This window comes from Rhodococcus sp. 1163, assembly GCF_002091985.1.
In the GTDB taxonomy this organism is placed as follows: Bacteria; Actinomycetota; Actinomycetes; order Mycobacteriales; family Mycobacteriaceae; genus Rhodococcoides.
The window spans coordinates 37,129-63,745 of sequence record NZ_MKKX01000038.1 but is presented as its reverse complement, the minus strand read 5'-3'; the positions used below and the strand labels follow the sequence as shown (position 1 = coordinate 63,745).

Annotated in this window: 23 protein-coding genes and 2 pseudogenes; 11 read left to right on the top strand and 14 right to left on the bottom strand. The window is 62.4% G+C overall.

Annotation, left to right across the window (positions count from 1 at the left end; genetic code table 11):
* Window positions 1-14 precede the first annotated feature (14 nt).
* The 5 genes from BJD99_RS17975 to BJD99_RS17955 all read right to left on the bottom strand — a co-directional run bounded on the left by BJD99_RS17975 (window position 15) and on the right by BJD99_RS17955 (window position 6,379).
* Window positions 15-1,025: a 3-isopropylmalate dehydrogenase gene (locus BJD99_RS17975; protein WP_084348555.1), complete on the bottom strand. Its 1,011-nt coding sequence runs from the start codon at window positions 1,023-1,025 to the stop codon at window positions 15-17.
* A gap of 43 nt (window positions 1,026-1,068) precedes the next feature.
* Window positions 1,069-2,664, bottom strand: coding sequence for a phosphoglycerate dehydrogenase (gene serA / locus BJD99_RS17970; protein WP_084348554.1), 1,596 nt, complete (start codon window positions 2,662-2,664; stop codon window positions 1,069-1,071).
* A gap of 201 nt (window positions 2,665-2,865) precedes the next feature.
* Window positions 2,866-3,867, bottom strand: a complete 1,002-nt coding sequence (gene ilvC / locus BJD99_RS17965) for a ketol-acid reductoisomerase (protein ID WP_179142434.1) — start codon at window positions 3,865-3,867, stop codon at window positions 2,866-2,868.
* A 62-nt stretch (window positions 3,868-3,929) separates the two neighbouring features.
* Entirely contained in the window at window positions 3,930-4,433 is a 504-nt protein-coding gene (gene ilvN, locus BJD99_RS17960; protein WP_084348552.1) for an acetolactate synthase small subunit, read from the bottom strand.
* Window positions 4,430-6,379: an acetolactate synthase large subunit gene (locus BJD99_RS17955; RefSeq protein ID WP_084348551.1), complete on the bottom strand. Its 1,950-nt coding sequence runs from the start codon at window positions 6,377-6,379 to the stop codon at window positions 4,430-4,432. The genes ilvN and BJD99_RS17955 overlap by 4 nt, the downstream gene beginning before the upstream one ends.
* A gap of 255 nt (window positions 6,380-6,634) precedes the next feature.
* On the opposite strand from BJD99_RS17955, the gene BJD99_RS17950 reads away from it, so the two are divergent.
* On the top strand, window positions 6,635-7,138 hold the full coding sequence (locus BJD99_RS17950; protein WP_084348550.1) for a PH domain-containing protein: 504 nt from the start codon (window positions 6,635-6,637) through the stop codon (window positions 7,136-7,138).
* Between the two features lie 56 nt (window positions 7,139-7,194).
* Window positions 7,195-9,036 (top strand): dihydroxy-acid dehydratase, encoded by a 1,842-nt coding sequence (gene ilvD / locus BJD99_RS17945; RefSeq protein WP_084348549.1) that lies wholly within the window; start codon window positions 7,195-7,197, stop codon window positions 9,034-9,036.
* A 66-nt stretch (window positions 9,037-9,102) separates the two neighbouring features.
* On the opposite strand, the gene BJD99_RS17940 is transcribed toward ilvD, so the two are convergent.
* Window positions 9,103-10,056, bottom strand: coding sequence for a DoxX family protein (locus BJD99_RS17940; protein ID WP_084348548.1), 954 nt, complete (start codon window positions 10,054-10,056; stop codon window positions 9,103-9,105).
* A gap of 112 nt (window positions 10,057-10,168) precedes the next feature.
* On the opposite strand from BJD99_RS17940, the gene BJD99_RS17935 reads away from it, so the two are divergent.
* From BJD99_RS17935 to BJD99_RS17925, 3 genes and pseudogenes are all read left to right on the top strand, one after another.
* Window positions 10,169-11,293 (top strand): sorbosone dehydrogenase family protein, encoded by a 1,125-nt coding sequence (locus BJD99_RS17935; protein ID WP_084348932.1) that lies wholly within the window; start codon window positions 10,169-10,171, stop codon window positions 11,291-11,293.
* Window positions 11,294-11,446: 153 nt separating this feature from the next.
* A pseudogene (locus BJD99_RS17930) lies at window positions 11,447-12,193 on the top strand (3-ketosteroid-9-alpha-hydroxylase); the annotation flags it as partial.
* Window positions 12,194-12,197: 4 nt separating this feature from the next.
* Window positions 12,198-12,422, top strand: coding sequence for a hypothetical protein (locus BJD99_RS17925; RefSeq protein WP_084348546.1), 225 nt, complete (start codon window positions 12,198-12,200; stop codon window positions 12,420-12,422).
* Between the two features lie 108 nt (window positions 12,423-12,530).
* Here the strand turns inward: BJD99_RS17925 and BJD99_RS17920 are convergent, their stop codons facing one another.
* Complete coding sequence (locus BJD99_RS17920; protein ID WP_084348545.1) at window positions 12,531-13,301, bottom strand: IclR family transcriptional regulator; 771 nt, start codon at window positions 13,299-13,301, stop codon at window positions 12,531-12,533.
* 153 nt (window positions 13,302-13,454) lie between these two features.
* Here BJD99_RS17920 and BJD99_RS17915 point away from each other — a divergent pair, with 153 nt between their 5' ends.
* Together BJD99_RS17915 and BJD99_RS17910 are read left to right on the top strand one after the other, a co-directional pair.
* The gene (locus BJD99_RS17915; protein WP_084348544.1) at window positions 13,455-13,835 is read left to right on the top strand and encodes an SDR family NAD(P)-dependent oxidoreductase; all 381 of its coding nucleotides are present in this window, start codon (window positions 13,455-13,457) and stop codon (window positions 13,833-13,835) included.
* Between the two features lie 569 nt (window positions 13,836-14,404).
* On the top strand, window positions 14,405-15,223 hold the full coding sequence (locus BJD99_RS17910; RefSeq protein WP_084348543.1) for a hypothetical protein: 819 nt from the start codon (window positions 14,405-14,407) through the stop codon (window positions 15,221-15,223).
* A gap of 50 nt (window positions 15,224-15,273) precedes the next feature.
* Here the strand turns inward: BJD99_RS17910 and BJD99_RS17905 are convergent, their stop codons facing one another.
* From BJD99_RS17905 to BJD99_RS17880, 6 genes are all read right to left on the bottom strand, one after another.
* Window positions 15,274-16,050 carry a hypothetical protein gene (locus BJD99_RS17905; RefSeq protein WP_084348542.1) on the bottom strand — a complete coding sequence of 259 codons (777 nt, stop codon included), beginning with the start codon at window positions 16,048-16,050 and terminating at the stop codon, window positions 15,274-15,276.
* Between the two features lie 47 nt (window positions 16,051-16,097).
* Window positions 16,098-16,886: a NucA/NucB deoxyribonuclease domain-containing protein gene (locus BJD99_RS17900; protein WP_176224748.1), complete on the bottom strand. Its 789-nt coding sequence runs from the start codon at window positions 16,884-16,886 to the stop codon at window positions 16,098-16,100.
* Between the two features lie 608 nt (window positions 16,887-17,494).
* A complete protein-coding gene (locus BJD99_RS21545; RefSeq protein WP_373270567.1) occupies window positions 17,495-18,529 on the bottom strand; it encodes a GAF domain-containing protein in 1,035 nt (344 codons plus the stop codon).
* Between the two features lie 200 nt (window positions 18,530-18,729).
* Complete coding sequence (locus tag BJD99_RS17890) at window positions 18,730-19,137, bottom strand: DUF6262 family protein (protein ID WP_084348539.1); 408 nt, start codon at window positions 19,135-19,137, stop codon at window positions 18,730-18,732.
* Entirely contained in the window at window positions 19,134-21,383 is a 2,250-nt protein-coding gene (locus BJD99_RS17885; protein ID WP_179142398.1) for a tyrosine-type recombinase/integrase, read from the bottom strand. Before BJD99_RS17885 ends, BJD99_RS17890 begins: the two co-directional genes overlap by 4 nt.
* Window positions 21,380-22,594: a tyrosine-type recombinase/integrase gene (locus tag BJD99_RS17880; RefSeq protein WP_084348931.1), complete on the bottom strand. Its 1,215-nt coding sequence runs from the start codon at window positions 22,592-22,594 to the stop codon at window positions 21,380-21,382. The genes BJD99_RS17885 and BJD99_RS17880 overlap by 4 nt, the downstream gene beginning before the upstream one ends.
* A gap of 110 nt (window positions 22,595-22,704) precedes the next feature.
* Here BJD99_RS17880 and BJD99_RS17875 point away from each other — a divergent pair.
* The 4 genes and pseudogenes from BJD99_RS17875 to BJD99_RS17865 all read left to right on the top strand — a co-directional run.
* A pseudogene (locus tag BJD99_RS17875) lies at window positions 22,705-23,178 on the top strand (SDR family NAD(P)-dependent oxidoreductase); the annotation flags it as partial.
* 27 nt (window positions 23,179-23,205) lie between these two features.
* Window positions 23,206-24,117: an NAD(P)-dependent oxidoreductase gene (locus BJD99_RS17870; RefSeq protein ID WP_084348537.1), complete on the top strand. Its 912-nt coding sequence runs from the start codon at window positions 23,206-23,208 to the stop codon at window positions 24,115-24,117.
* 335 nt (window positions 24,118-24,452) lie between these two features.
* A complete protein-coding gene (locus BJD99_RS21355) occupies window positions 24,453-24,584 on the top strand; it encodes a hypothetical protein (RefSeq protein ID WP_256895910.1) in 132 nt (43 codons plus the stop codon).
* A gap of 248 nt (window positions 24,585-24,832) precedes the next feature.
* Window positions 24,833-25,330: a hypothetical protein gene (locus tag BJD99_RS17865; RefSeq protein WP_143542226.1), complete on the top strand. Its 498-nt coding sequence runs from the start codon at window positions 24,833-24,835 to the stop codon at window positions 25,328-25,330.
* Window positions 25,331-25,397: 67 nt separating this feature from the next.
* Here the strand turns inward: BJD99_RS17865 and BJD99_RS17860 are convergent, their stop codons facing one another.
* The gene (locus tag BJD99_RS17860) at window positions 25,398-26,612 is read right to left on the bottom strand and encodes a cation:proton antiporter (protein ID WP_084348535.1); all 1,215 of its coding nucleotides are present in this window, start codon (window positions 26,610-26,612) and stop codon (window positions 25,398-25,400) included.
* Between the last annotated feature and the right edge of the window lie 5 nt (window positions 26,613-26,617).

The window sequence follows — 26,617 nt, the reverse complement described above, 5'->3', positions numbered from 1 at the left end:
CGAAGCTATGAAATTTACAACTTGCCGGCGATCCGGTCGCCGATCTCCTGGGTACTCGCGACGACCGCCCCACGTGAGGCGAGATCCGCTGCGACCGCAGCTTCCACCCGCTCGGAGTTTGCGGTATCGCCCAGGTGTGCCAGCAGCAACGAGACGGACAGAATTGCCGCAGTCGGGTCGGCCTTGCCCTGGCCCGCGATATCGGGCGCACTGCCGTGGACCGGCTCGAACATCGACGGATTGGTGCCGGTGGCATCGATGTTTCCGCTGGCCGCAAGGCCGATGCCGCCACCGACAGCAGCGGACAGGTCCGTCACGATGTCACCGAAGAGGTTGTCGGTCACGATGACGTCGAACCGGCCCGGGTCGGTGACCAGGTGAATCATCGCGGCATCGATGTGCTGATAGGCAACCTCGACGTCGGGAAATTCCGAAGAGACCTCTTCGACGGTGCGTGCCCACAGGCTGCCGGCGAAGGCCAACACGTTGGTCTTGTGCAGCAACGTCAAGTGCTTGCGACGTCCGAGCGCACGGGCGAACCCGTCGCGAACGACCCGCTCGACACCGTAGCGAGTGTTGACACTGACCTCGGTGGCAACCTCGTGCGGTGTGCCGACACGTAGGGCACCACCGTTTCCGGTGTAGGGGCCTTCGGTGCCCTCACGCACGACGACGACGTCGATACTCTTGTTTCCCGCAAGTGGTCCGACCACGCCGGGGTACAACTTGGACGGCCGCAGGTTGATGTGGTGATCGAGCGCGAACCGTGCATTGAGCAACAGGCCGCGTTCGAGGATTCCGCTGGGAACCGATGGGTCGCCGATGGCACCCAGGAGAATTGCGTCATGTCCGCGAATCTCTTCCAGGACCGAGTCCGGAAGAAGTTCGCCGGTCGCGTTGTAGCGGCGGGCACCGAGGTCGTATTCGGTCTTCTCGACACCGGGCACGACGATGTCCAGCACCTTCAATGCCTGTTCGACGACCTCAGGGCCGATTCCATCTCCAGCGATGACGGCGAGCTTCATTGAACTCCTCGTTCTGTGTAATGCGTTCGGGATGAGACGGTGCTCAGGAAAGGTCGACGAGTTCGATCGTCGATGCGCCGACTGCGGTGGCAATGCTTGCACTCAGCTCCGACGGCACGTCCTTGTCGACGCGGAGCAGGATCGTGGCACCTTCGCCCTCGGTGTCCTGGCTGAGCGCTGCGGCCTGGATGTCGATTCCGGCATCACCGAGCAGTGTGCCGATACGGCCGAGGCTGCCGGGCTGATCTGCGTAGTTGACGATCAGGTTCTTGCCTTCGGCGCGAAGGTCGAAGTTGCGGCCGTTGATGTTGACGATCTTCTCGACCTGCTTGGTGCCGGTGAGAGTGCCTGCGACGTTGAGGACGGTTCCGTCGCCGTATACGGCGCGAATGTCGACGACGCTGCGATGGTTCTCACTCTCGGGCGCCTTGGTGACCTCGGCGGTGACCCCGCGCTCCTCGGCGAGTGACGGAGCGTTGACGAAGGTGACCGAGTCCTCGATGACAGCGGAGAACAGGCCGCGCAGTGCCGACAGCTTGAGGATCTCGACGTCTTCGGCAGCGAGCTCGCCGCGCACATCGACCGACAACGAGGAGGGAAGTTCTTCGGAGAGTGCGCCGAGAAGCACGCCCTGCTTGCGGACGATCTCGAGCCAAGGCGATACCTCTTCGCCGACTGCGCCGCCCTTGACGTTGACTGCGTCGGGAACGAATTCACCTGCGAGAGCGAGCAATACAGACTTCGCGACGTCGGTGCCCGCACGGTCCTGAGCTTCGGTGGTCGATGCTCCGAGGTGAGGGGTGACGACGGCCTGCGGCAGCTCGAACAGCGGGCTGTCGGTGCACGGCTCGGACGCATAGACGTCGATTCCGGCAGCGAACACGTGTCCGCTGGTGATGGCGTCGGCGAGCGCCTGCTCGTCGACGAGACCGCCGCGGGCGGCGTTGACGACGATGACACCCGGCTTGGTCTTCGCGAGGGCTTCCTTGCCGATGATGCCCTTGGTCTCAGGTGTCTTCGGAAGGTGCACGGAGAACATGTCGGCGCGTGTCAGCAACTCGTCGAGGCTGACGAGTTCGATTCCGAGCTGGGCTGCGCGAGCAGCGGAGACGTAGGGGTCGTACGCGATGACATGCGTCTCGAAAGCAGCCATGCGCTGAGCGAACAGCTGGCCGATACGGCCGAGTCCGACGACTCCCACTGTCTTGCCGAAGATTTCGACACCGTTGAACTTGCTGCGCTTCCACTCGTGCTGACGCAGCGTGGCGTCGGCAGCGGGGATCTGGCGAGCAGCGGACAGCAACAGCGTCACAGCGTGCTCGGCAGCGGTGTGGATATTCGACGTCGGGGCATTGACCACGAGGACGCCACGCTCGGTGGCGGCAGGCACGTCGACGTTGTCGAGGCCGACACCCGCGCGAGCAACGATCTTGAGTTTCGTGCCGGCGGCGAGAACCTCGGCGTCGACCGTGGTTGCGGACCGGACGAGGATGGCGTCGGCTTCGGGGACTGCCGCGAGAAGTGCGGGGCGATCCGGGCCGTCGACCCAACGGACCTCTACGCCGTCGCCGAGTGCCTCGACTGTGGACTGCGCAAGTTTATCGGCGATCAGAACGACAGGACGGCCTGGCTGACTCACGTGAAGTACTCCCTATGTCATCGGAAAATGATGCTGTCGATCGGAATGAAGAATGGCGTGGTGCGGCACAAGTTTAGATGCCGAGGTGGGGCGCATCGGTGTCGCCCTCACGACCCGGGAAGAAGGGCGCCCTCATGCACTGGTCAGTGCGTGGGGCGCCCCTCTTGTCAAGCAGGTACTACCGAACGAATTCGGCTGCGATCAGGCTGTTTCCGTGATCGGACGATCGACCCAGCTCATCAGACCACGCAGTTTCTTGCCGGTGACCTCGATGGGGTGCTCGGCGTTGGCCTTGCGCAGCCCTTCGAGTTCGGTGTTGCCGTTCTCGACGTTGGCGACGAGACGACGGGTGAACTCACCGGACTGGATGTCGGCCAGAATTGCCTTCATGCGCTCCTTGGTGCCGGCGTCGATGACGCGCGGTCCGGACAGGTAGCCACCGAACTCAGCGGTGTCGGACACCGAGTAGTTCATCCGAGCGATGCCGCCCTCGTACATGAGGTCGACGATGAGCTTGAGCTCGTGGAGCACCTCGAAGTACGCCATCTCCGGCGCGTAACCGGCTTCGACCATGACCTCGAAACCGACCTTGACCAGTTCCTCGGTGCCACCGCACAGCACGGCCTGCTCGCCGAAGAGATCGGTCTCGGTCTCTTCTTTGAACGTGGTCTTGATGACTCCGGCGCGCGTGCCGCCGATGCCCTTGGCCCAGGACAGTGCGAGCGCCTGGCCCTCACCCTTGGGATCCTGATCGATGGCGATGAGCGCCGGGACACCCTTGCCGTCGACGAACTGACGACGCACGAGGTGGCCGGGGCCCTTCGGGGCGACCATGCCGACGGTGACGAAGTCGGGAGCTTCGATCAGATCGAAGTGGATGTTGAGTCCGTGTCCGAAGAACAGCGCGTCGCCGTCCTTCAGGTTCGGCTCGATCTCTTCCTTGTAGATCGATGCCTGAGCCGTATCCGGTGCGAGCACCATGATCACGTCGGCCCATGCGGAGACCTCGGCGGGAGTGCCGACCTCGAGGCCCTGCTCCTCGGCCTTGGCGCGAGACTTCGAGCCTTCCTTGAGGCCGATGCGCACATCGACTCCGGAATCGCGCAGGCTCAGCGAGTGCGCATGGCCCTGGCTTCCGTAGCCGATAACAGCGACCTTGCGGCCCTGAATGATCGACAGATCAGCATCGTCGTCGTAGAACATCTCGACTGCCACTGGTTACTACCTTTCCTCTTGGGTTTTACGCTAGTTCGTCACTGCGGTCGCTAGCGCGACGCGGTGATCGATTTCGGTCCACGTCCGACGGCAACGACTCCCGACTGGACTATTTCTCGAATTCCATAGGGGTCCAACATCTTGAGCAACGCATCGAGTTTCGACCTCGTTCCCGTTGCTTCGACCGTGACCGCCTCGGGCGACACGTCGATAACCTTGGCGCGGAACAGGTTCACGGTCTCGATGACCTCGCTACGCACGCTCGAGTCGGCTCGCACCTTGATCAGGACCAGTTCGCGGGCCACCGAAGAATCGTCGTCCTGCTCGACGATCTTGATGACGTTGATGAGCTTGTTCAGCTGCTTGGTCACCTGTTCCAGCGGGAACTCGTCGACAGTGACCACGATCGTCATCCGCGAGATCTCGGGGATCTCGGTCCCGCCCACGGCGAGTGAGGAGATGTTGAATCCGCGTCGCGAGAACAATGCCGCGACTCGGGCGAGGACGCCTGGCTTGTCCTCGACGAGAACGCTGAGGGTATGGCTCGTGCTCACTTGTCGGTGCCTTTCGCTTCGCCGTGCGCCTGCTCGCGTGCCATGGCTTCTTCGATCACGGCAGGCTCGGCGCCCGTAGCCTCGTCATCGTCGAACAGTGGCCGGATGCCGCGGGCAGCCATGATCTCGTCGTTTCCGGTGCCTGCTGCGACCATCGGCCACACCTGCGCGTCGGCACCGACGATGAAGTCGATGACCACCGGACGGTCGTTGATCGCACGGGCCTGTGCGATCACATCCTCGACATCCTCTTCCCGCTCGCACCGCAGTCCGACACACCCGAGCGCTTCGGCGAGCATGACGAAGTCCGGGATGCGCTTGGCGCCGTGCGTACCCAGGTTCGTGTTGGAGTACCGCTCTTCGTAGAACAGGGTCTGCCACTGGCGCACCATGCCCAGGTTGCCGTTGTTGATCACGGCGACCTTGATGGGGATGCCTTCGACTGCGCAGGTAGCAAGCTCCTGATTGGTCATCTGGAAGCAGCCGTCACCGTCGATCGCCCACACCTCGGCGTCGGGCAATCCCATCTTTGCGCCCATCGCTGCGGGAACCGCGTAACCCATGGTTCCGAGTCCACCCGAGTTCAGCCATGTGCGCGGCTTCTCGTACTTGATGAACTGGGCGGCCCACATCTGATGCTGGCCCACTCCCGCGCAGTAGATCGCATCCGGTCCGGCGAACTTACCGACCGAGGAGATGACGAACTCCGGCGACATCGCACCGTCGGTCGGACGGTCGTAGCTCAACGGGTAAGTCTTGCGGATGTCGTCGAGATAGACCCACCAGTCGGCGAGCTCGAGCGTCGTTCCGGTCGCCCGGTCCGCGCGGATGGCCTCGATGAGTTCGGTGATGACCTCTTTGCAGTCGCCCACGATCGGGACGTCCGCGTAGCGGTTCTTACCGATCTCGGCCGGATCGATGTCGGCGTGGATGACCTTGGCATTGGTGGCGAACGTGGACAACTGACCGGTGACGCGGTCGTCGAAGCGCGCGCCGAGAGTGATGAGCAGATCGCTGCGCTGCAGCGCAGCGACGGCAGCGACTGTCCCGTGCATTCCAGGCATGCCGAGATTGAGCTGATGGCTGTCCGGGAACGCTCCCCTGGCCATGAGCGTCGTGACGACCGGGATCCCGGTCAGCTCGGCGAGCTCGAGCAGTTCGGCGGAGCTGTTGGACTTGATGACGCCGCCGCCGACGTAGAGGACCGGCTGCTTGGCATCGGCGATGTAGCGCGCGGCCTCGCGGACCTGCTTTCCGTGCGGCTTGGTGACAGGCCGGTAGCCGGGCAGACGCATCTCCGGCGGCCACGAGAAGGTGGTCTGCGCCTGGAGCACATCTTTCGGGATATCGACCAGCACAGCACCGGGACGCCCCGAGGCAGCGAGGTAGAACGCCTCGGCCATGATGCGCGGGATGTCGGCGCCGTCGGTGATCAAGAAGTTGTGCTTGGTCACCGGCATCGTGATGCCCGAGATGTCGGCTTCCTGGAAACCATCGGTACCGATGAGCGACCGGGCGACCTGACCGGTGATCGCAACGATCGGAACCGAGTCCATCTGAGCGTCGGCGAGCGGAGTGACAAGGTTGGTCGCTCCGGGGCCGGAGGTCGCCATGCACACGCCGACACGGCCGGTGGCTTGCGCATAACCGGTCGCGGCATGTCCGGCGCCTTGCTCATGGCGAACCAGGACGTGTCGAACCTTCTTCGAATCGAAGAGCGGGTCGTACACCGGAAGTACTGCCCCTCCCGGAATGCCGAAGACAGTGTCGACATCGAGTTCTTCGAGCGCTCGGACGACGGACTGTGCGCCGGTCACCTTCTCGGGCGCGACGTGACGACGCGATCCGTCGATGGATCCGGCCGTCGGCGTTTCGGACGTCGACGAGCTGTTGACTGTGCCCGACTTACGAGTCGTGGGCCCTGGGCGTGCGGTTGGTGCGCTCACTGCTGCTTCCTCAGGAATTTCGAGTTCTGGGCGATCTCTGGGCAAGAAAAAACCCCCGTCAGCAGTAGCTGTACGAGGGTGGCGCGTCGATGCGAGTTTGAACAACCGGCTCAGGCGTTGACGCGCCGGCCGATTACGAGTATCCAATTCCGCTTCACGTGCTCGACGGTAGGCGCGCGCATAGGGAAGAGTCAAACTCGTCACGACGCAATCCCATTATGTGAGATCGCGCAGTTGCAATGCGAAGATGAAGGGGTGTCATCCTCACAGCAGTCCGAACCACCGGACTCATCATCCCACACCCCCGATCCGTCTCCGCAGGTCATCCGACTCCCCAAGCTCGCGTTGGTGGGCGTTGTCCTTCTTCTGTTCGGCGTGTCGTTCCCGGCAGCGAGTTGGCCCGCCGCGTTCGGCTGGCTGTTCCTCGTTCCCGTGGCGGTCGCCATCTGGGTCCTCCGAGTCCGCACGACCGTCAGCGAGCAGGGCCTCGCGGTGCGTCGGATCGTGGGTTCGGAGTTCATCGAATGGGACCGAGTTCGAGGAATTCACTTCCCCGACCGTCGCTGGGCCCGCGTTGTCCTGACCGACAAGACCGAGAAGTCACTACCCCTCGTCCGGTTCGATCGACTACCCCAGTTGGCGGCTGCAAGCGGTGGACGAATCACCGATCCCTACGCCTCGGCCCGAGCCGACGCCGAGCGAGATACCGAACATCCAGAACAGGCCCCGGAGATCGCGCCAGAGACGGACACTTCCTAGCGCGGGAGTAATCTCGACGGCGCGATAATCCGCTCCGAGATTGAGGAATCGAAGACATGCCCCCGCTACGGTCACGAGTAACCACTGTCGGACGCAACGCTGCGGGCGCTCGCTCGCTGTGGCGCGCAACAGGAATGACGGACTCCGACTTCGGCAAACCGATCGTGGCAATCGCCAATTCCTATACCCAGTTCGTGCCCGGCCACGTACATCTGAAGAATGTCGGCGAGATCGTCGCGGACGCCGTCCGTGCCGCAGGCGGAGTGCCTCGCGAATTTCACACCATCGCCGTCGACGACGGAATCGCGATGGGTCACGGCGGCATGTTGTATTCGCTGCCCAGCCGCGAGATCATCGCCGATTCCGTCGAATACATGGCCAACGCGCACACCGCCGACGCACTCGTCTGCATCTCGAATTGCGACAAGATCACCCCGGGCATGCTCAATGCCGCCATGCGCCTCAACATTCCGGCAGTCTTCGTCTCCGGGGGGCCGATGGAGGCAGGCAAGGCCGTCGTCGTCGATGGCGTCGCGCAAGCTCCGACGGACCTGATCACCGCCATCTCGGCATCGGCCAACGATGCCGTGTCCGAGGACGGACTCGACGAGATCGAGCGCAGCGCCTGCCCGACCTGTGGATCCTGCTCGGGAATGTTCACCGCCAATTCGATGAATTGCCTCACCGAGGCACTCGGGCTCGCATTGCCGGGAAACGGCTCGACGCTGGCCACGCATTCGGCGCGGCGCGCACTGTTCACCCGTGCCGGAACCACCATTGTCGAAGCGGCACTCAAGTATTACCGCGACGAGGACTCCTCCGTTCTGCCCCGCAATATCGCCACTCCGGCGGCATTCAGAAACGCGATGGCTCTCGACGTCGCGATGGGGGGATCGACCAACACCGTTCTGCATACGCTCGCTGCTGCGCAGGAAGGCGAGGTCGACTTCGATCTGGACACCATCGATGACATCAGCCGCAAGGTGCCGTGTCTGTCCAAGGTCTCCCCCAACTCGGACTACCACATGGAAGACGTACACCGTGCGGGCGGAATTCCGGCGTTACTCGGCGAACTGCGACGTGCAGGACTTCTCGAAACCGACGTATCCACCGTCCACACCAATAGCTTCGAAGAGTGGCTCGACACCTGGGACATACGTTCGGGTACCGCCTCGGACGAGGCGATCGAGTTGTTCCACGCCGCACCGGGCGGAGTGCGCACCGTCGAACCGTTCTCGACCGACAACCGATGGTCTTCGCTCGATACCGACGCGGCCGGAGGATGCATTCGTGACAAGGAACACGCTTACACCGTCGAGGGCGGCCTGGTCGTTTTACGCGGAAATGTCGCACTCGACGGCGCAATCCTGAAAACGGCAGGGATCGAGGAAGAGCTGTTCACCTTCCAGGGCCCCGCGCTGGTCGTCGAGTCGCAAGAAGAGGCGGTCTCGGCGATCCTGCAGAAGAAGATCAAGGCAGGAGATGTCCTGGTCGTACGCTACGAAGGCCCCAAGGGCGGCCCGGGAATGCAGGAGATGCTGCACCCGACCGCATTCCTGAAGGGAGCCGGACTCGGCAAGGTCTGCGCACTGATCACCGACGGAAGATTCTCCGGCGGAACATCCGGATTGTCCATCGGCCACATCTCTCCGGAGGCAGCGGCAGGAGGCGCCATCGGTCTCGTTCAGGATGGGGACCAGGTACGCATCGACGTCGCCACGCGCACACTGGAAATACTCGTCGACGCCGAGATTCTCGACGAGCGACGAGCGAAAATGAATGCGTCCGAACGGCCGTGGCAGCCGGTGGACCGGCAGCGAACGGTCACCACGGCATTGCGCGCCTACGCGGCTCTGGCCACTTCCGCCGACAAAGGCGCTGTTCGATACGTCCCCTGAGTAGTGAAAACAGCGAAGGGCCCGGTTGCGCTCGATGCGCATCCGGGCCCTTCACTGTTGGAAGACCTACTGCACCAGCGGGTTGGCACCGTTCAGGAAAATCCACAAGCACACGCCGCCTGCGATGCCGAGTACGAGCGCGATGAACGAGCCGAAGCGCGGTCGCGTTGCCCAGCCTCGACGACCGTCGAAGGCAATCTTGCCCGGGCCGGTCAAAATGATCGCCGCCGCTGCAACACCGAGCAAAGTTTCGTATTCCACGCCGTCCGGCGCGAAGAATGCAAGGCCGGGCTCGGCAGCCTGCTTGAAGCACCACGCGTTGATGGCGACAGCGAGAACCGCAGCCCCGGCTAACGGCGTCGCCAAGCCGAGGATCAGTAGCGCACCACCGGCCGTCTCACCGACTGCACCGGCGATGGCCAACAGATTGGCCTGCTCGTAGCCGGAGTCCTCGAGAAGTGTGCGAAATCCGTCGAGACCCGGACCGTTCCACAGGCCGATGAGCTTCTGCAGCCCGTGGACCAGGAAAATTCCGCCCACAGCCAGCCTGAGTAGGAGCAAACCGAGATCCGTCGTTCCTCTTCGCGCAGGGATCTCGACGGTTTCAGTCCGGGTGATCGGCTCGGGGACCGGTGCGGCCACCTCGGCGGCACCACTCCCACGAGTGTTGGCCGCTGGTGTTTCGATGAACTCTGTCGGCTGCTCCGAGTAGGAACCGGAGCCGTATCGCGAATCCGGGGCGATCGGCTCGTCGTACTTGGACGGCCGAAAAGACGGTATCTGCTCGGTCGGATACGACCCGGAGCCGCGCTCGCCGAAGTCCAGATCCTCATCGGTACGCGGCATCCGATCCGATCCACTGCGGTCCGATCCACTGCTACCGGGACCAGCGGATGTCACGGGCGGGGTCGGTGTCGACCGAGTCGTCGGCGTCAGCTGTTCGGTCGGTTGGTCGTACGGGCTCGGCGCCGGTTCGTAGCCGGAGTCGGATGCGTCGGAGTCACGAGGCTTGTCGGTCACGCGCTCAACACTAGATCGCCGCGTCGCCGATCCAGGCTCATTCGCCTCCGCGCGGCGGCACAAATGCGGCCGCCGCGCGATGGCCCTCTCGCTTTTGAGTACCCTTCAGACGATGAGGCCGACCCGAACTGCAGCAGCCATCCTCGCGGTGACGGCAGTAATCGCGACCGGATGTGCGCGGTTCGACGAGTCGGCGTCGACACCCTTCAGCCCGGAACCGTCGTTCGGTGCCGCGGAGATAAACCCGGTGGATCCCGATGCACCGCCGACCTCGACGCAACCCGGCGGACAGGCGCCGCCAGCGGGGCCTTGTGTGGACCCAGACCCCAACGTCGTCGCCACCTGCTTGGACTCGACCGGCGGTCTCGTGGTGTTGCCGGGCGGGGTGTCCGCCTTGGTGCCCGAGCGTCGCACAGGACGCATCATGCAAGTGACTGCGGGGCAGTCTCCGATCCAGATCGCACAGATCGACGTCGACGCCCAAGGCGACGGAGGACTTCTCGACCTCGCCCTATCCCCCACCTATACCGAAGACGGGCTGATCTACGCCTACATCACTTCCGATTCGGACAACCGCGTCGTACGAATCGCAGTCGGCGACACACCCAAGGCGGTCCTCACCGGCATTCCCAAAGGGAGCCAAGGCAATCGCGGCGCCCTCGACTTCTACAGCCCGAACCAACTGCTCGTCCTGACCGGAGATGCGGGAAACCCTTCTGCGGCAACGAATCCCGCGTCATTGGCCGGAAAGCTCCTACGTGTCGAGTCCCTCACACCGTCGGCGACGCAGCCCCCGCCTCAGGTCGCGCTCAGCGGAATCGGAACAGCAGGAGACGTGTGCCTGGATCCGACAGGCAGCATCTGGGTCACCGATCGCACAGCCATCGAGGATCGACTGCAGCGCATCGATCCTCTCGGTACGGTGATCTCGCCGGTCTGGACGTGGCCCGACCGCCCCGGCGTCGCGGGATGCGCGGCCGGACCCGGCACCGTCGCGGTATCACTGACCACTGCTCGCGCGATGGCAGTGCTCGCCACCGATCAGGACACCGGCTCGGTCACCGCGGCCCCGACACTGCTCGTCCAGGATCGTTACGGCCAACTCAACGGTGCGGCAATGGCCCCTGACGGTCAGATCTGGGCCGGCACCGTCAACAAGAACGGTGACGCTCCCGGCCCCAACGACGATCGGGTAGTCAAGATTCCCATTCCGGCCGGCGGCGGCGGGTTCGACTAGGACTCCGAGGCGCAGCGGTGGGTGCGGCAGATCCCAGTCACGTTTTCAGATCCTCGAGTGGTGTGACGAATGGCGCCCTCAACAGTCCTACCAACATGACGACGATCTGTTCTGGGCGTGTACCACCAGCATCGCCTGACTCATCGACTTTCCGACCCGCCACCGGCTGAAGTGCAGCCACCGCGCATCCCCGGTGTGCTGGCCGACGACTGGACGGACTGGAAGGGCTTCAAACAGACGATCGTGCATACGAACGTCCGCGAACTCATCGACAACAACGTCGACATGGCGCACTTCTTCTACGTCCACGGATCCTTCCCGACGTTCTTCCGCAACGTCTTCGAGGGCCATGCCGCTGCTCAATACATGAACGGTGTTGCGCGCCAGGATGTCCGACGCCCCGCTCAGCCTGGCGAACCACAGGTGCTCGGCAACTCGTCTGCTGCCGCCTACTACGGCCCAGCCTTCATGATCACCGAGTTGACCTACCACTACGAGGGTTTCGACGTGGACGCTGTCCTGCTCAATTGCCACTACCCGATCGACGCCAACTCCTTCGTGCTGACTTACGGGGTGATCGTCGAGTCTTCCCAACATCTAGCGGTGGACGCCGCGGAGAAACTTGCCGATGGGATGAGCATGTTCATCAGCAAAGGTTTCGAGCAGGATGTCGAGATCTGGCGAACCAAAACGCGCATAGACAACCCACTGTTGTGCGAGCAGGACGGCCCGGTCTACCAATTGCGTCGCTGGTACGAACAGTTCTACGTCGATGTCGCAGACATCACCCCGGACATGACCGACCGGTTCGAGTTCGAGCTCGACACCACCAGGCCGGTGGAGTCATGGAAACAGGAGGTCGAGGAGAACCTCGCCCGCCGCGCGGCAGTGCAGGGCTGAGTCGATGCAATCCATACAGTGCAGCGAGTGTGGGGTCTGCGTGCTCGCGGAGAAGTTCAGCTGGGAACACACCTCGGTGCAATGGACCGCGGACGCGGTGGCGAGCTGCCCGGTATTGGCGCCGTTCGCGGATCGAGACGATGTCGCGTCGCTCACTCGCGGGTGCGATTCCATGCGTGCGTCGATCAGAGCGGCCACCGTAGAGGGGCGTTTCGGCGATCTCGTCTGAGCGGAGCCACATCCGGAAAATGCGGCATCGTTGGTCCGCGCCCACCAGATCGTGCCGCAACCTATGGCAGTTCGATCTGGTGGGCTGGACCGACTCTGCGCGCACTGCTCAACGCGGCAGTCCACATCGAGGTGCGCGGGCATCGAGGACGCTCGCTTTCATCGGCGATCTCTGCGTATTCAATCGGCGCCAGATGTCGGCAGCAGCCGCCTGCAACGACATTCGTAGTTGTTCATCGGTGTCGACCCGTGCTGTCGCGCCGAAAACCGAGATCGCGGCCGCGTCACCCCACCTCTGCGGACCGATCGGCGCCGCAACACAGCTGAACCCCTTTATGCATCGTTCCCGTGCGTAGGCGATGCGCGACTCGCGCACCTGGTCGATCTCCGATCTCTCCGCATCGACCGTCCTGTCGAGCGCCAACAGCGCCTTTCCGATCGTAGAAGAATGTGCGGGCATTCGGCTTCCCACCCGTGACTGGATGTCCGGAATCGATTCTCCACCGATCTTCTCCAGATAGACCACGTCCGTGCCATCGAGTACGCCCAGGTGGACGACGAATCCGGTGTTGTGGTGCAGCCACCGCAGACTTGGCAGCGCAGCTTGTCGAAGCGCATCGGCATCCGCCGCCGCGGAGCCGAGTTCGGTCAGACGCATGCCGAGGCGATACTCCATGCCCTGACGATGCAGCCACCGAAGGGACACCATCTGCTCCAATGCCCGGTGGACCGAGGAAACCGGCAGCCCGGTGGCCGCAACAACCTGTGTCAGGTTCAGTCCGCCCGCCAACCCACCTGCCTGAGCTTCGAAGGTGTCGAGGATTCGCGCTGCGCGTCGTAGGACACCAGTCGGAGGCTCATCCGAGCCGTGGGGTTGCATGCGCTCTCCGTTTCGTTGTGCGCGAACAGCGAAAGACGCTCATAACTGCCGCAGCCTTCAGTGATAGCACCCTGAGCGACTGCGAATGCGGATTCTTCCATCGAGCGGGAATTCACCTGGTACTCCTAGAGGCGATCCCTTGTAATCAGAGTTATGCCAAATCCGCAGCCATTCCCCTCCAGCACGATGCTGGCCGGCCGTCGCGCCGTGGTCACCGGTGGAGCAGGAGGTATCGGAGCCGCGATCGCACGCACCTTCGCTTCCCACGGCGCCGATGTCCTTGTCGTGGACAACACTCAGCTCGGGTCGCTCGAATTCGATGCAGAGGCAGGGGGCTCCCTCACCGCACTCGACTGGGACGTTCGCGAGTCCTCCGTCCTTCCCGACGTTTGCCGATTCAACCCCGACGTGCTGGTGAACAATGTCGGCCATTTTCTGCAACCACAGGGCTCGTTCGTCGAGAACGCGCCGTCGTTGTGGGACGAACTGCACGAGGAAGACCTATCTACACCAGCCTGTCGTTTTGGGGGATGAAGACGCACCTTACGTCCTGACAGGCATCTCTGTGACGACTACGTACTGCGGGTTCTCAGATCGAGGAGCGTCGGTGACAACGCTACTCAATTCCGGGCTGGGTTCATGAGTGCGAGCTCGCCCCATCCCCTTCCTTGTGGGAGGACATGGCGGCAGAGTTGCGTGAACGAGCCGGGCTTTTACCTGCTCCATGTGATCGCCCGGCCTTGACCTCGCTGGCATCGGTAGCGATTCACGGGTCAGACGACGACGACTACCGCGCCTGCGTGAATGCACGCTTCGCAGCGTCGAGACCGCGGGCCCGCCGATACACACTCGACAACATGCCCGCGACCTCCGCGGCCCCTGCTCACGCCGCCATATTCGGTTCGGTAAACCGCACCGATATTAAGAAATCGAGCGTCGGCCCCGGCCAGGCTCCCTCCGACCTCGGCCTTTCTCGCTGTCCTATCGCCCGATTTGGTCTTGGCAGCAGCGCGGACGGTAGGTCCGCAAGAGGTCAGAAGTCATGTCGGATCGACGGTTACATTCCCTGCATCGATTGGAGTGAGTCTTGTAACGTAGAGGCCATGGTCGAAATAGCGCACGAGGGCGAATCATTATTGATCAGAACCTATTTCGGTGATCAGGGGTCATGGGACGACATCGTTGCCGCAGCGTCGAAAAGCCACACGCAATCAGACGCTACTGAGGTTCAGGCGACGTTGACGTTGATCGACGATACGTCGTTCGAAAACGCGTCCCCGGCCGAGGTGATCAGCCTCCTGCAAGCACCCCCGCCGACCTATGCGTTCATCGCCGACCGCCAAACATTCGAAAGCTCCGAAATGCCCATTCTGGCAATCGAATTCCGCAACAGCGGAGGCAGTGAGCCGATGCCGGCGTTTCGAGTAATGCCGGCAGTGTTGGCAGACGTCGAGAACAACTTGTCCATCGCCAATCTCGATTTCGCCGACTACCAGAACGCCGCGGACAGCGATGGCATCTTCCGCGGTTTCGGTTCACCACAGACCACCACCCGCATAGTGACAAAACAGCGCCTCCTCGAGGCGGCCGCAGACGGCAACCTGACAGAGACGATTCTTGCGCGGTACCGCAGCGACCTCGAAAAAGAGTCACGCAGCGAGTGGGAGGCAAAGCTGGCACCGGATCTTCGTGCGACGCATGAGTACTACGCTTCCGGACGAGACAACTATTGGATGTTTGAGGAAGTTCTAGGACTCGACGAGACAATCGACGCCACCCGCGATGGGGGATCGGCCCTGGTCTTCGGTCTGCCGATTTCGTACGGCAGGTGGGGTGTGTACTTGGACCCGGACACTCTGGCCCCCATAACAGCCCTCATGACACGTATGCCTACCCCAGAACAGCAGCAGGCAAGTAAGTAAGACAACGACTCCTGCCGAGTGCACGCGCACACTCGGCAGGAGTCGATTCTTCAGGAGATCGTGAAGTCACTGATCTTCGTCATGCCGTCCTCGGCGAAGACCGGCACCGTCCTGGGCGCAGAGCCGTAGACGTCCACGCCGCCGATGGTCTGCCGTTCTAGCGCTGTCGCTTCCGCCGGCGACGCTACCGCGCTTTGAAGCGCAGACTTCTCGATATAGCCAGCGGTACCATCATCTCCGAACGCCGCGACGAGGTCGGGCAACTCAGCGTCGCTGGCGGCATCACCTTGTCCGTACGTCTGGCCCTGATCGTTCGTGCCGGATTCTGCGACGGTATCGCCGCTATCGGTCGAGGGTTCTGCCGATCGGGCGGCCGGAGCTGTCCAGTCGAGAGGGTTGCTGGGGAACGTCAGGGCCTCCCGGTAGGCACTGGTGCCGTTCCACACGGCGGTGAATCCGTGGCTGTTGTACGAACCGGTACCACAGGTCTTCGTCGTGCCGACTGTTAGCTCTGGCGCTGGGAATGCGTTGTACTTATAGTCGATCGCCTCGCACAAGACCCCGCTCTTGAACAGGCGGGCGCGGACGCCGATGTCTCCTGGAGGGGCTGTCTGGCCAAAGACTGAGTAGATCTTCGACTGTGCGGTCAGGTTGGGTGAGTTGATGATGGTAGAGGTGTTCAAAAACTGGATGCCGCCGCCGTTGCTTCCCGCGGGACCGACCCACCCGGTCACTGCGGCTGCATTTGCGGTACCTGGTGCGAGGATTACAGCTGCACTCAAGAGTGCGCCGACTGCCAGGGCCTTACGTGCTGAACGTACTTTCATGATGACTCTGCTTTCTGGTCGGGAGGGAATGAACTGAAACTGGGCGGTCAGTTGAAGGCATTGACGTAGAAGTTGTCACCGACCATCACGCGGTTTCCTTTATAGAATTGGGACATCGTTCCGCCTTGAGAATTGTTTTCTTTCAACGGAACCCATCGAACAGATGCCCCGGACCCGCCCTGATCGGAGGAAGCGAGCGGGTACTCATCGCACGAGGGATTCTCCATCTCGTCCGGTCCCGGCTTTTCTCCCAACAGTTCGAGCCGTCGAAGTTGTGAGGCCGGGCACGATATGTCGCGGTTTAGGTCGATTCCGTCTTTGTTCGTCCGTGTGAGAGACGACCCGAACGGGCGGCCCTCACCGGTTATGGCTTGACGGTCGAGAACGTGTTGCGTAATAGTCGGGATAACAGCCTTGTTGTAGTAGACCGTGGGATAGTTTGTCGGATTGACGCATCCGGCTGCGCCGAACGCTGCCGTACTGTCGCAGCGGATCCGCTGCTCCGTGTAGAACGTTCCAGGCGGCGGACCTTCCTGAATGGTGCCTGCGATGACGGAGGTCCAGGCGAACGTGTACGTCGACCAGCCGATGCTGCTCGTCGTGAGCTTGGAGAACTCGGGGTATTGCTCGTACGAAATCACCCCAGGTGGATTCAGATTGAACGTACGCATCTCGGCGATAGGAGCTTGGATTCCATCAGGTCCCACTTTCGAAGGAGTGAAGGTGAAAGTACCTGTTGTTATCGGTGTTCCCCATTCGATCTCGCTCTCGAAGTACGCGAAGATATTGGATTGGCGGTTGTTGACCGACGACGACATGACGAGGGTGATGTTCACATTCAACGTTCCAAAAGGAACCGCGACGCCGTCCGTCCCCCTCCGGTACTGCAGGATTGGAGCGATGTACACCCCACACGATTTGAAGCGGGTGTTGTTGCACCCCTGGATAGGGGTCGCAGATCGTTGTTGTTGCGCAGATTCCTGAATCGCTGAATCGCCGATCCGTTGAATCTCAGCAGGATCGGTGACCTGGACAATCGGTAGACTGCGAACGAAGATTTCGGAATCGGGAGTCGGAAGCTGTTCCGGAGCTGGCGCGGGACCCGGCAACTGCTCCCCAGGCACAGTGGGCGAATCGGGTACCTCAAGTGGGGCTGGTGTATCGACAGGTTGGGCGAACGCATTTGCGCTACTCAGGACCTGCATGGTCAACACCAGGGCAATAATCGCCCCGAATGGTCGGCGTTGGGACATGAAACCTCTTCGGCATCGACGTACACATGAAAGGTGGTCGCAACCGGGACAGCAGACAACCGGCTGTGTGGCATAGGCGCAAATAGCAACGACGCGTTACTAGGCGGTCAAGGCCATCCCGATCTCCACAAGAATGACCCGGGTATTTCGGTAAGTGCGAGAGATCTCGAACAGTAGCCGATACCGATCCGCTACGCCACGGATCTGCGAACTACGGTAAATGTTGCGAGAGAAGCATTTTCGACGTCAGGGATTGGCTTCAATTCACAGTGAAACGCTTGATACTGCCCATTCTGATGTAGAAGCCGCACCGTTCCACGTCGCATAGCCGTCTCGGGGCGGGTTTCAGATGGGAGTGACGTCATATCGATCGGATTGAACAAGCTCTTACCTTTTCGGTCCCGGTACCGCCAAGCGGTCCCGGTGGGCGGTTCGTCGTACCAATGCAGCAGTTCCAGATCTTGCGACCTGACCACAGCACGGTGGACGCCGACTCTGGAACTCGCTTGCGCAACCAAACCGTCGAGACTTTCTCGCCCGTCAATTGGCCCGTCGACATGTTCAGGCAGGGGAATTGAAAGTCCGGAGAGGAACCGGTCAGTGCTCCCACTGCCACTGCTGACGTGTCCGCTGACCACCGCGTCGTCGATGCGTGCACGAACACGAAACCTCTGGTGTGGGATCTCCTTACGGTCGAGCACTACCGAGTCGAACCCTGTCGCATACCGCGGTGCCGCAAGGACGCTGAGAATTGCACCCGCATCGGTTCCGTAGTCGACCATGTGGAGACGTTCGGCAACTCCAATCTCACTTTCCGTCAGGCCTTTCGTGACGTTCCACCGAAAAGCGAGCACAGGTCCCCGATCGGGGAGCGGCACCCTCTGTCCGAAGATGCCAAGCCACACCCCTGGGACGTGTCCGTCCTCGGCGACAATCGGCTCGGCGCGTAACACCAGATCCTGAGGCAGCTGCTCCTCCGACGCACCCGTTCGCAGATTAGCGACGTTCGAGACTGCATCCAATGCACGCTTGCAGTTAGGGCCCCGAAGGACCGCGGTGAGCGCCTTTGCTGAACGTTGAGACTGACCCACGGCGAGCACACAGGGCTGTTCCGGATCCATTGCATCGATGAGTAGCCAGGAACGACGTTGGTCCTTCACACAGAATATTCTGCCACTAAAACCGACCGTTGTGTTTTTGGCTAAAGGTCTAACTGCTGCCACCATACCCAGCCAAGTTCCCTGTCGACGGTCGGCAAAACAGCCTTCCGTCAGCAACGAGGTGTGCACTGCATACACAACTCATCTGCGCCCTGGGTGAGATTTGTTCGTACGCCTGGTCGAGATCGGTTACGTCCATATGTGAGCGGGGGTCGCGGAGCAGCATGAGAAGTGAAGAGTCACAACAGCAAAGGGAGGCGCACCAATCACGTCGCAGGCTCGTACCGGGGCGTGGTCGTGGTTCGGCGTAGTGCGAGGTTCTCGCCGTGCGCCGCGGCGAGCGCGGCATGCAGCCGGGTTATTTCGGCTTTCGCTTCACCTAGCTGGCGGGTGAGGCTGAGCACGATCGTGCTGTGCGTGTCCGGGGAGACCGGCGTGGCTGGTGCTGGTTGATTGCGGGTGCGCAGGCGGGTGATCGTCTCTCGGAGTTCGGTGTTGCGGTAGAGAAAGTCGAGGCTGACGTTGCCTTCGCGTGCCACCTTCCGGAAATTCACCGCTTCCCCGCGTTTGTTCAGTGCGGCAATTGCTTTCGATGCCTTCTCGAACGCGGCGGCAGTACGGGCTTCGGCGGATCGACGGAGCAATTGGCTGCGTTGTTCGGCGTCGAGTGTCATAGTCGATGTCCTTTCCGGCTCGGTCCCAGTGGCAGGTCGACCGGCGTCCGCGGCTCTGATGCTCGGCGGATCGCATCTCGGCCGCCGACTCCGGCTCCCTGTACTGTGGTCGATTCGTCGCCGTCGCCGTCAGCGTCGGTGAGGTTGGCGATGATCAGGGTTAGTGCGGCGACTTCGCTGTGGCGGGTGCTGAGCCAGATGTTGTCGTCGGTCATGTGCTTGCCGGTGCGCTGGAAGTGTTGTGTGCGTCGGGTTTCGATCAGTTGCAGTGTCGAGTGCCGTTGATCTTCGAGTTCGGTCTGGTAGGTGGCGTTGGTGGCGAATTCGCCGCAGGTGAGGCATGCGTTGCCCCGTTCGCAGGTTTTCGGGCGCGGCAGCAGACAGTAGCCGTTGGGCAGGATCCGGTCGGTGCGTTGATCGAGTTGCAGGACGTCGAGTAGTGCGTGTTGGTCGATGTCGTGGTCACGCCCGTCGGTGCCGATCAATGTCAGTCTCAGGAATTCTTCCTCGTGAGTGCTGGCGAGTGTTTTCGCGTAGCGCAGCGTCATCTCCGGTGAGACGTGACCGAGATAGCGTTGCACGACGTGCAGTGGTGTGCCTGCATTGAGCATCTGAGTGGCTTTGGTATGTCGCAGCCGGTGGGTGCGCTGGAAATCGACGGGCCGTCCGTGTTTGTCGCGGAGCTCGATCAGTGCGGCGAGGTCGGTCAGTCGCTGCCTGATGCCGCCGAGGGGGCGTTGGCCACGTTGGTTGCTTTTGCGGGCGAGGAAGAGGTACTTCGGTTCCGCGCCATCGGTCAACGTCGGGAGGATGGTGTCGCGAACCCAGTCCTCTTGCTCGCGAATGATGTTCACTACGGCCTGCTCGACCGGGATCGTGTTCGGGGCCCCATCGATCTTGGTTTGCTGGTAGCGCAGCCGTGCCACGAAGAACTCCGACACTGGGGCTTCGGATTCGGTGTTCTGCGGATCGGAGTGTCGACCGGGTGTCGTGAGTAGGGAGCTCAGCGGCTGCGGATCGAGCATCAGGATCTCGTTGACGCGCCGCCCGGTGAGGATCAGCAGCAGATAGGCGCGCATGACCTGCGGATCGCCGAGCCCGAACACTTCTCTCTCGCGCCCGTCGACCACAATGGTGCGGCTTTCCGATACCGGTAAACCGATCAAATCCAGGTGTGCGGTGACGCGGCTGAGGTCGTGTTCGTCGAGGTATTCGGGTGCGTCGTCGGAGCGCCTGACCGAGATCGTTTCTCCCCGCGGCCACATCACGAGGTGGCGTTCGGTCAACTCACGCCACCGCGGGTCGCCGAGCACGAACGCTGCTTCGTCGCGGTGTTCGACGAAGAAGGCGTACATCGAGTTCACCGCCGTCTGGGTGAGGGAGATCGTCTTGTTGGACAACGGCTGACCCTTGTTGGGTCCATTGGCGGCGCGGCGGGTGCGTAGCCATCCGAGGAAGTCGTTCGCGAACGGGCGCAGCATCGTCGCCGGGTCAGTGACCAGTACAGGACTGTTGATGCCGCGTTCGATCAGAAACGGCCCGAAATGAGCAGTCAACGAGGTCCGGTATCGGCCTACGCTGCCCCACCGAATCCGGTCGGCGTTGATGAGGGTTCCGAGCCACCATTGCCCGGCCGCGCGCAGCCAGTCCGGTTCCACACTCGACCAGTCGACGGTGGCTTGACCGCGCGGTTCGTGTCGACGCGCCGGTATTCGGGGGTCATGGAAGGGGTCCCACAGCTCGGCCTGCCACCATGCTTGTTCGTGGTAGGCGATGCCGACCGCCCGCCGCAGGCGGCGCATGATCTGCAGGTGGTTTTGGCTGAACCGTGCGCCCGGAAGCCGCTGGTGGCGGGCGGTGAACGCTGATCGGGCTTCGGCGATCCACGTGTCGAGGTCCAGATCGAGGACAGAGGCGATCGGTGGCTGGCCTTGCTGGACCCGCGAGGTGCTGATCTGCGCGATCTGATGCATCCACGCCGAGACTGCGGCTGGCGCGACCCGTTCACCGGTGACATGCAGTGACCACAGCCACCAGATGAATTCATGACGGATCGGGTCGGGAACATCGAGTGCGACGTACCGGTGAGTTCGGCTTCCGTAGTGGTAGATCACCTCGTGCCACGGCCAGGCCAGCATGTCGAGCGTCGCTCCCGGCCTGAGATGTTCAGGTACGAGTTCCCACAGGTCCTGGTCGGTCACCCCGGCCGGTGTGTGTTCGGGCAGCGGCAGCGCAGCAGACTTCATCGAACCTCCGGTTCCGTTGCATAGCCGGGCACCGCTGGCAGTGCCCATCCTTGCGCGTACTTGCGCCACTCCGCCACGCTGCGCAGCTCGGCTTCTTCGGTCACCCACCCGTAGAGGTCCAGGGTGGTCTGGACCTGGGCATGACCGAGTCGGCGCATGACGACATGTTCGGGGACACCGCTCAGAAGTAGCGCGGTGGCGTGGGTATGCCGGAACCAGTGCGGAGTCCAGCCTGTGGGGACGCTGTTCCCGAGGCGGCGGTGCAGCCTCTCGACGACCCGGTAGACACCGCTCGGTGTCATCGCCGACAGCAGTTGCCCGCCACCGGTATTGACCAGCACGGGATCGGTGTCACGAAGCGGTAAGCCGCGGCGGTCGGCGAGATCGCCGACCTCGTAGAGGAAATCCCCGTACAGCCGCTCGAGCCGGTCGGATACGAACACACGCCGACCTTTCAGGTTCTTCACCCGGGCACCGTTGGAATTGTCGTCGCGAGGTACGACCTCGATGTAGGGCGTGGACCCGCGACCGACTATCCAGTCCTCGTGGCGCAGCCCCAACGCTTCTCCGAGACGAAGACCGGTCTCTGCGAGTATTTCGAACAGTAAACGGTCACGCAGATTCCCGGTCCACGACCGGTTGGCCGGATCGAATGTCGCTGCGGTATCGAAGATCCGTTGCACATGCACCGGCAGGAACACCGGTGTCGGACCGGTGTGCCAGCGGCGGCGCGGAACGAGTACGGCGGGTCGATCGCGACGCCTGTTCCGCAGGTGCGCCAAGAACGATTGGAACTCCGGCTCGCGTCTCGCACGTCCCAATCGTGGTGCCACCGTGCCGTATTGGCGTTCGGACCATTCGTAGAACGAGGCCAGTGCCGCTAAGCGTAGTGACACTGTGCGCGGTCCGCAGGTGGTGGGCTTGGCCGGAGATAGGCGAGTGGTGGGGAGATTCCCGCCGGCGAGCCAGCCGATGAATCCGCTCAGAGCGGTCAGTCCAGGATCGCGCCAGTCGACGCCGGTCTGCTCGAGGTAGTGCCACCACAACGCGAGCCCGCGGGAGTATGCCTTCACAGTGTTGGGGCTGAAAGCGCACGCGACGCGAAGCCACTCCAGCCATTCCTCGACAGGGTCCACCACTGCGTAATCATGGTCGAGGACAGTCCAGGTCACCCCGCCGTCCGGCAGTACCACCTTCTGCGTCCGAGCCATGACACCCACCTCCCGTACGGGTGTAGGCAACCATTCGTTCACGACCAAACCAAGCCGACACGCCGACGCTCCTGCGACGTGACAGACTCCTGCGGTGGGGGTGAAGATAAATCAACTTCGCGCACATCCTCCGCCTCACGCACGCGCTGCTTCCCGGCATGATCGAAGGCGGGGGCGGCTCGATAATCAACGTCACGACGGTCGAATCCCACCGAGCGATTCCGGGTCAGACCGTCTACTCCGCGTACAAGGCCGCGCTCACGCAGTTCACTCGGTCGTTGGCCGCGGAAGTCGGGCCGTCCGGGATCAGAGTCAACGCGATCGCTCCGGATCTCATCGAGTCGATCCAGGTTCCCTACGCGACGCTCGTGCCCGAAGAAGACCAGTCGCTCTGGCCCACCTGGTCACCGCTCGGCGGTCCCGGTCGGCCGGACGACGTCGCGGGTGTGGCCCTGTTCCTCGCCTCCTCACTGTCCCGTTTCGTCACCGGCGGCACTGTGCACGTCGACGGCGGCACCCACGCTGCAGGCGGCTGGGTGCCGCGTCATTCCGGCGGGTGGACCAACCGTCCGCGTAATCCCTGAACCCACCCCTTCGAAAGGCACCTCACGATGAAGATCCTGGTTATCGGCGGCACCGGCATGATCGGCGCGCACACCGCCCTCCACCTACGCCGAAGCGGTAACGACGTCACAGTGGCGGCCCGTGGGCCGCTATCGGAAAACTCGCCCGCGGCTGAGTTCCCGCTCCTCGCGGGTGATTACACAGTCCCCACCTTCACCGCAGATCAGCTCTCGGTCTTCGACGGCATCGTCTTCGCCGCGGGTCAAGACGTGCGGCACAAACCGGCGAACAGCGACGACCGACGCTTCTGGGAGGAGACTCAAAGCGTCGGCGTCCCACGCTTCGCCGCGCTCGCAAAGCAAGCTGGTGTCAAACGGTTCGTCCAAGTGGGTAGCTACTATCACCATCTTCGACCCGAGCTTGCCGCGGACAACCCCTACATCGCCGCCCGAAAGGCTGCCGACGAAGGGGCCCGCGCTCTTGCGGACGAATCATTCGTCGTCTCCACCCTCAACCCGCCATCGATCATCGGTGTCATGCCGGGCGCATCGACAGCGCGGTACCGACGGATGGTGTCGTGGGCAGCCGGAAATGAACCGGACATCCCGGACTTCGCCCCTACCGGCGGCACGAACTACATGTCTGTCGACTCTTTGGCCGAGGCGATTTGGGGAGCTCTACGCAATGCCGTTCCTGGCGCGGCATACCTGATAGGCGACCAGAATCTCTCCTATCAGCAGTTCTTCCAGATGCTCGTCGACGCTGCCGGCAGCACACGCATCATCGCCGAACGCGACGAGGCGCACCCGCTGCTACCGGACGCCGCCATCATCCAGGGACGCGGAAATACACTCGCATACGAACCCGGAGCCGAAGACATGCGCCTACTGGACTACACCCGCAACGACTGCACCCGGGCAGCTGAGAAACTGGTGGAAACGGTGCTGGCGAACTCCTAGAATCCCGCTGTCGGACGGAGTACGTCCCCATCGACCCCACCGTGCCGCTGGCGTTCGACTTGGCCTGGACTGCAACGGTATTGGCTTGGGTTCTGTTTGCAGGAACGGCATGCGACAGCGGAAACAATTCGTCTCGAGGCCGATATCGACCGCGATCGACCAGCGAGTACTTACGAAAGCTACGACCGCACAAGGTCAGTGGGACGATGGCCTACCACTGCGGGTGTCCTCGAGTCTGTTGAGACACTTCGTTGATGTTGTGCTGGGATGACCAAGGGGGTTGGGATGTCGAAGCTCGTGCGGTTGCTCGACAGTGAGATCGGTCAGCGATGGGCATGGAGTCTGCGATCGAATCGACAACGAACCGGACCTCGGCGATCGAGGCGTTGCGCGAACCGCATCGGGGTCTCGAGTTGAAGGCCGCTGCGGATCTCGGCGACGCAGCTCTCGATGAACGAAGAAAATGACCGAAGCCGCACTCGGTAGCTGCCCGAAAAGCGGATCCGTCCCAGATTCGTCTGGTTCTGAGGCGGTGCTTCGGTGAGACACCGAAAGAAGATCCCTGACCGGACGGTGTCGGCCACGAACCGAGTAATCTCGAGGGCAAGGTAATCCCGTGCCCGACGGCTTCGTCCGTCGGCTCCTCCGAGTGCACGGGACACAATCGATGCATCGCTTCACCGACCCAACACCGGTCGAATCAATGGTCGATGTCTTGACCGTTGACATCGACAACCTGGACATCGAAGACGGAGCAACCCCGCCGCCAGTTGTCGGCCTAAAAGCCGCTTTGAAGTTGAGCTTTCGCACCGCAGACGAGCCCTACGCTCGGCCTTTCCCTCGAAATCCGACTTGGGCACCCGACCGCCGGACTCTCGAATCCGGAGGGACTGTCGTGTACTGGATAAACGCCCCACAGGATCCTGAAGTACTTCTGACCGGTGACATACGCGGTGTGCTGTCAGGAACACTGCTCGGGGGCTCAACTCCGAACGAAATTCCCTTGACCATCGGCCTCGTCATCGGAATCAAGATCCGATCGCAGACATACCAGGAAGTCGAAGGCCAAGGCTGGGAGCCAATCGAGGGTTCGGACATTCTGCGGGCCGTGACGCGAAGTCCGAGGTGGTTCTACCGCGGTGAAATGCGCAGTGGGTACACCCATCGGATGGATGTCGGACTGGTATTGGATATCGCAGTTGACCGTCAATGAATGAAGGCCTCGGCAGACATTCTGGATCCGGCCTCGCTGTCCGCCGACGCCGCCCGCGTCGATGGCGTCAGGAGGGTTCTCCTGGGTGTACCTCGTGAGGTGACTGGTCGAGCTTCGGAGGATCCGAGGCGAGGAGGGTTGCGACCAGTGGGAGCACCAACACTGTAATCGCGCCTGCAGCAACGAGTATCGAGGCACTGGCCGTGGACATCTCCCCCGCGTCGACCGCTACACCGGTGACCGCGACGATGAGTGGGAGGCCGGTTGTCGCGTAGAGCGCGACGCGGAACTGCTCGCGGGTGGTGAACTTTTCCTGTCGATCCAACCTGGTTGCGATGAATACCGGAACACCCCGAATCAGGACGAGAAGAGCCAGAAACGCAAGGAGAATTCCAGGCTCCGCGAGCACAGCACCGATGTCGATCGACATCCCTGAGGTCACGAAGAAGACCGGGATCAGGAACCCGAACGCCAAGCCCTCGAGTTTGGTCTCGAGTTGTTCATCGCCGCTCGGTACGACCCGCCGCAGAATGAACCCGGCGGCAAAGGCACCGAGAATGATGTCGAGCCCGAAGATCGTAGCGATGGCGATCAGCGTGATCAGCAGCAACATCGTAAGGCGGACCGTCGTCTGTGCGGTGGTGCCGGCACCTCGACGAATCACCGCCAATAGATCGGAGCCTTCGCGAAGCAATCGCGCTGGGACGAAGCCGACGGCGACGGCTGCAGCGACGAACAGCGCGAGAATCACGATCGACTTCACGTCTCCGCGTGAACCGAGCAGGACGGCCATCGCGATCACCGGACCGAGCTCGCCGATCGCTCCGTGATTGATCACAGTGCGTCCGAGCGGTGTGTTCTGTAGACCACTGTCCTTGAGGATCGGCAGCAAGGTTCCGAGAGCCGTCGAGGTCAATGCGATGGCCACCGCGATCTCCGCGGTGGCCATACCGGATTGCCCGAGCAGAAATACCGCTCCGAATGCTGCCGCCAGACTGACCAGCCATGTGACCAGCGCTCGACGGCCCCCGCGCCCGGTGATTTCCGAGACGTCGATCTCGAAACCTGCGAGGAGAAAAAGCATGCCGAGGCCGAGCTCGCGCAGTAAGTCCACTTCGGCGCCGTCGACTGCGAGACCGAGAACGTTCGGCCCCACCAGCATTCCGAACACCAACAGAAGAACGACTTCCGGCAGTAACCGACGCGGCACGAACCCTGCCACGAGCGGCGCGAGCACCGCGATCAGTGAGATCCAGAAAAGGGATGCTCCCGCCGACGGCATGAACC

Bases quoted from the DNA above. Each gene is read 5' to 3' on its own strand.
- BJD99_RS17975 (WP_084348555.1), bottom strand. From the start codon at position 1,025: ATGAAGCTCGCCGTCATCGCTGGAGATGGAATCGGCCCTGAGGTCGTC.
- ilvC (WP_179142434.1), bottom strand. From the start codon at position 3,867: ATGTTCTACGACGACGATGCTGATCTGTCGATCATTCAGGGCCGCAAG.
- ilvD (WP_084348549.1), top strand. From the start codon at position 7,195: ATGCCCCCGCTACGGTCACGAGTAACCACTGTCGGACGCAACGCTGCG.
- BJD99_RS17935 (WP_084348932.1), top strand. From the start codon at position 10,169: ATGAGGCCGACCCGAACTGCAGCAGCCATCCTCGCGGTGACGGCAGTA.
- BJD99_RS17925 (WP_084348546.1), top strand. From the start codon at position 12,198: ATGCAATCCATACAGTGCAGCGAGTGTGGGGTCTGCGTGCTCGCGGAG.
- BJD99_RS17920 (WP_084348545.1), bottom strand. From the start codon at position 13,301: ATGCAACCCCACGGCTCGGATGAGCCTCCGACTGGTGTCCTACGACGC.
- BJD99_RS17915 (WP_084348544.1), top strand. From the start codon at position 13,455: ATGCCAAATCCGCAGCCATTCCCCTCCAGCACGATGCTGGCCGGCCGT.
- BJD99_RS17910 (WP_084348543.1), top strand. From the start codon at position 14,405: ATGGTCGAAATAGCGCACGAGGGCGAATCATTATTGATCAGAACCTAT.
- BJD99_RS17905 (WP_084348542.1), bottom strand. From the start codon at position 16,050: ATGAAAGTACGTTCAGCACGTAAGGCCCTGGCAGTCGGCGCACTCTTG.
- BJD99_RS21545 (WP_373270567.1), bottom strand. From the start codon at position 18,529: ATGGTGGCAGCAGTTAGACCTTTAGCCAAAAACACAACGGTCGGTTTT.
- BJD99_RS17890 (WP_084348539.1), bottom strand. From the start codon at position 19,137: ATGACACTCGACGCCGAACAACGCAGCCAATTGCTCCGTCGATCCGCC.
- BJD99_RS17885 (WP_179142398.1), bottom strand. From the start codon at position 21,383: ATGAAGTCTGCTGCGCTGCCGCTGCCCGAACACACACCGGCCGGGGTG.
- BJD99_RS17880 (WP_084348931.1), bottom strand. From the start codon at position 22,594: ATGGCTCGGACGCAGAAGGTGGTACTGCCGGACGGCGGGGTGACCTGG.
- BJD99_RS17870 (WP_084348537.1), top strand. From the start codon at position 23,206: ATGAAGATCCTGGTTATCGGCGGCACCGGCATGATCGGCGCGCACACC.
- BJD99_RS21355 (WP_256895910.1), top strand. From the start codon at position 24,453: ATGGAGTCTGCGATCGAATCGACAACGAACCGGACCTCGGCGATCGAG.
- BJD99_RS17860 (WP_084348535.1), bottom strand. From the start codon at position 26,612: ATGCCGTCGGCGGGAGCATCCCTTTTCTGGATCTCACTGATCGCGGTG.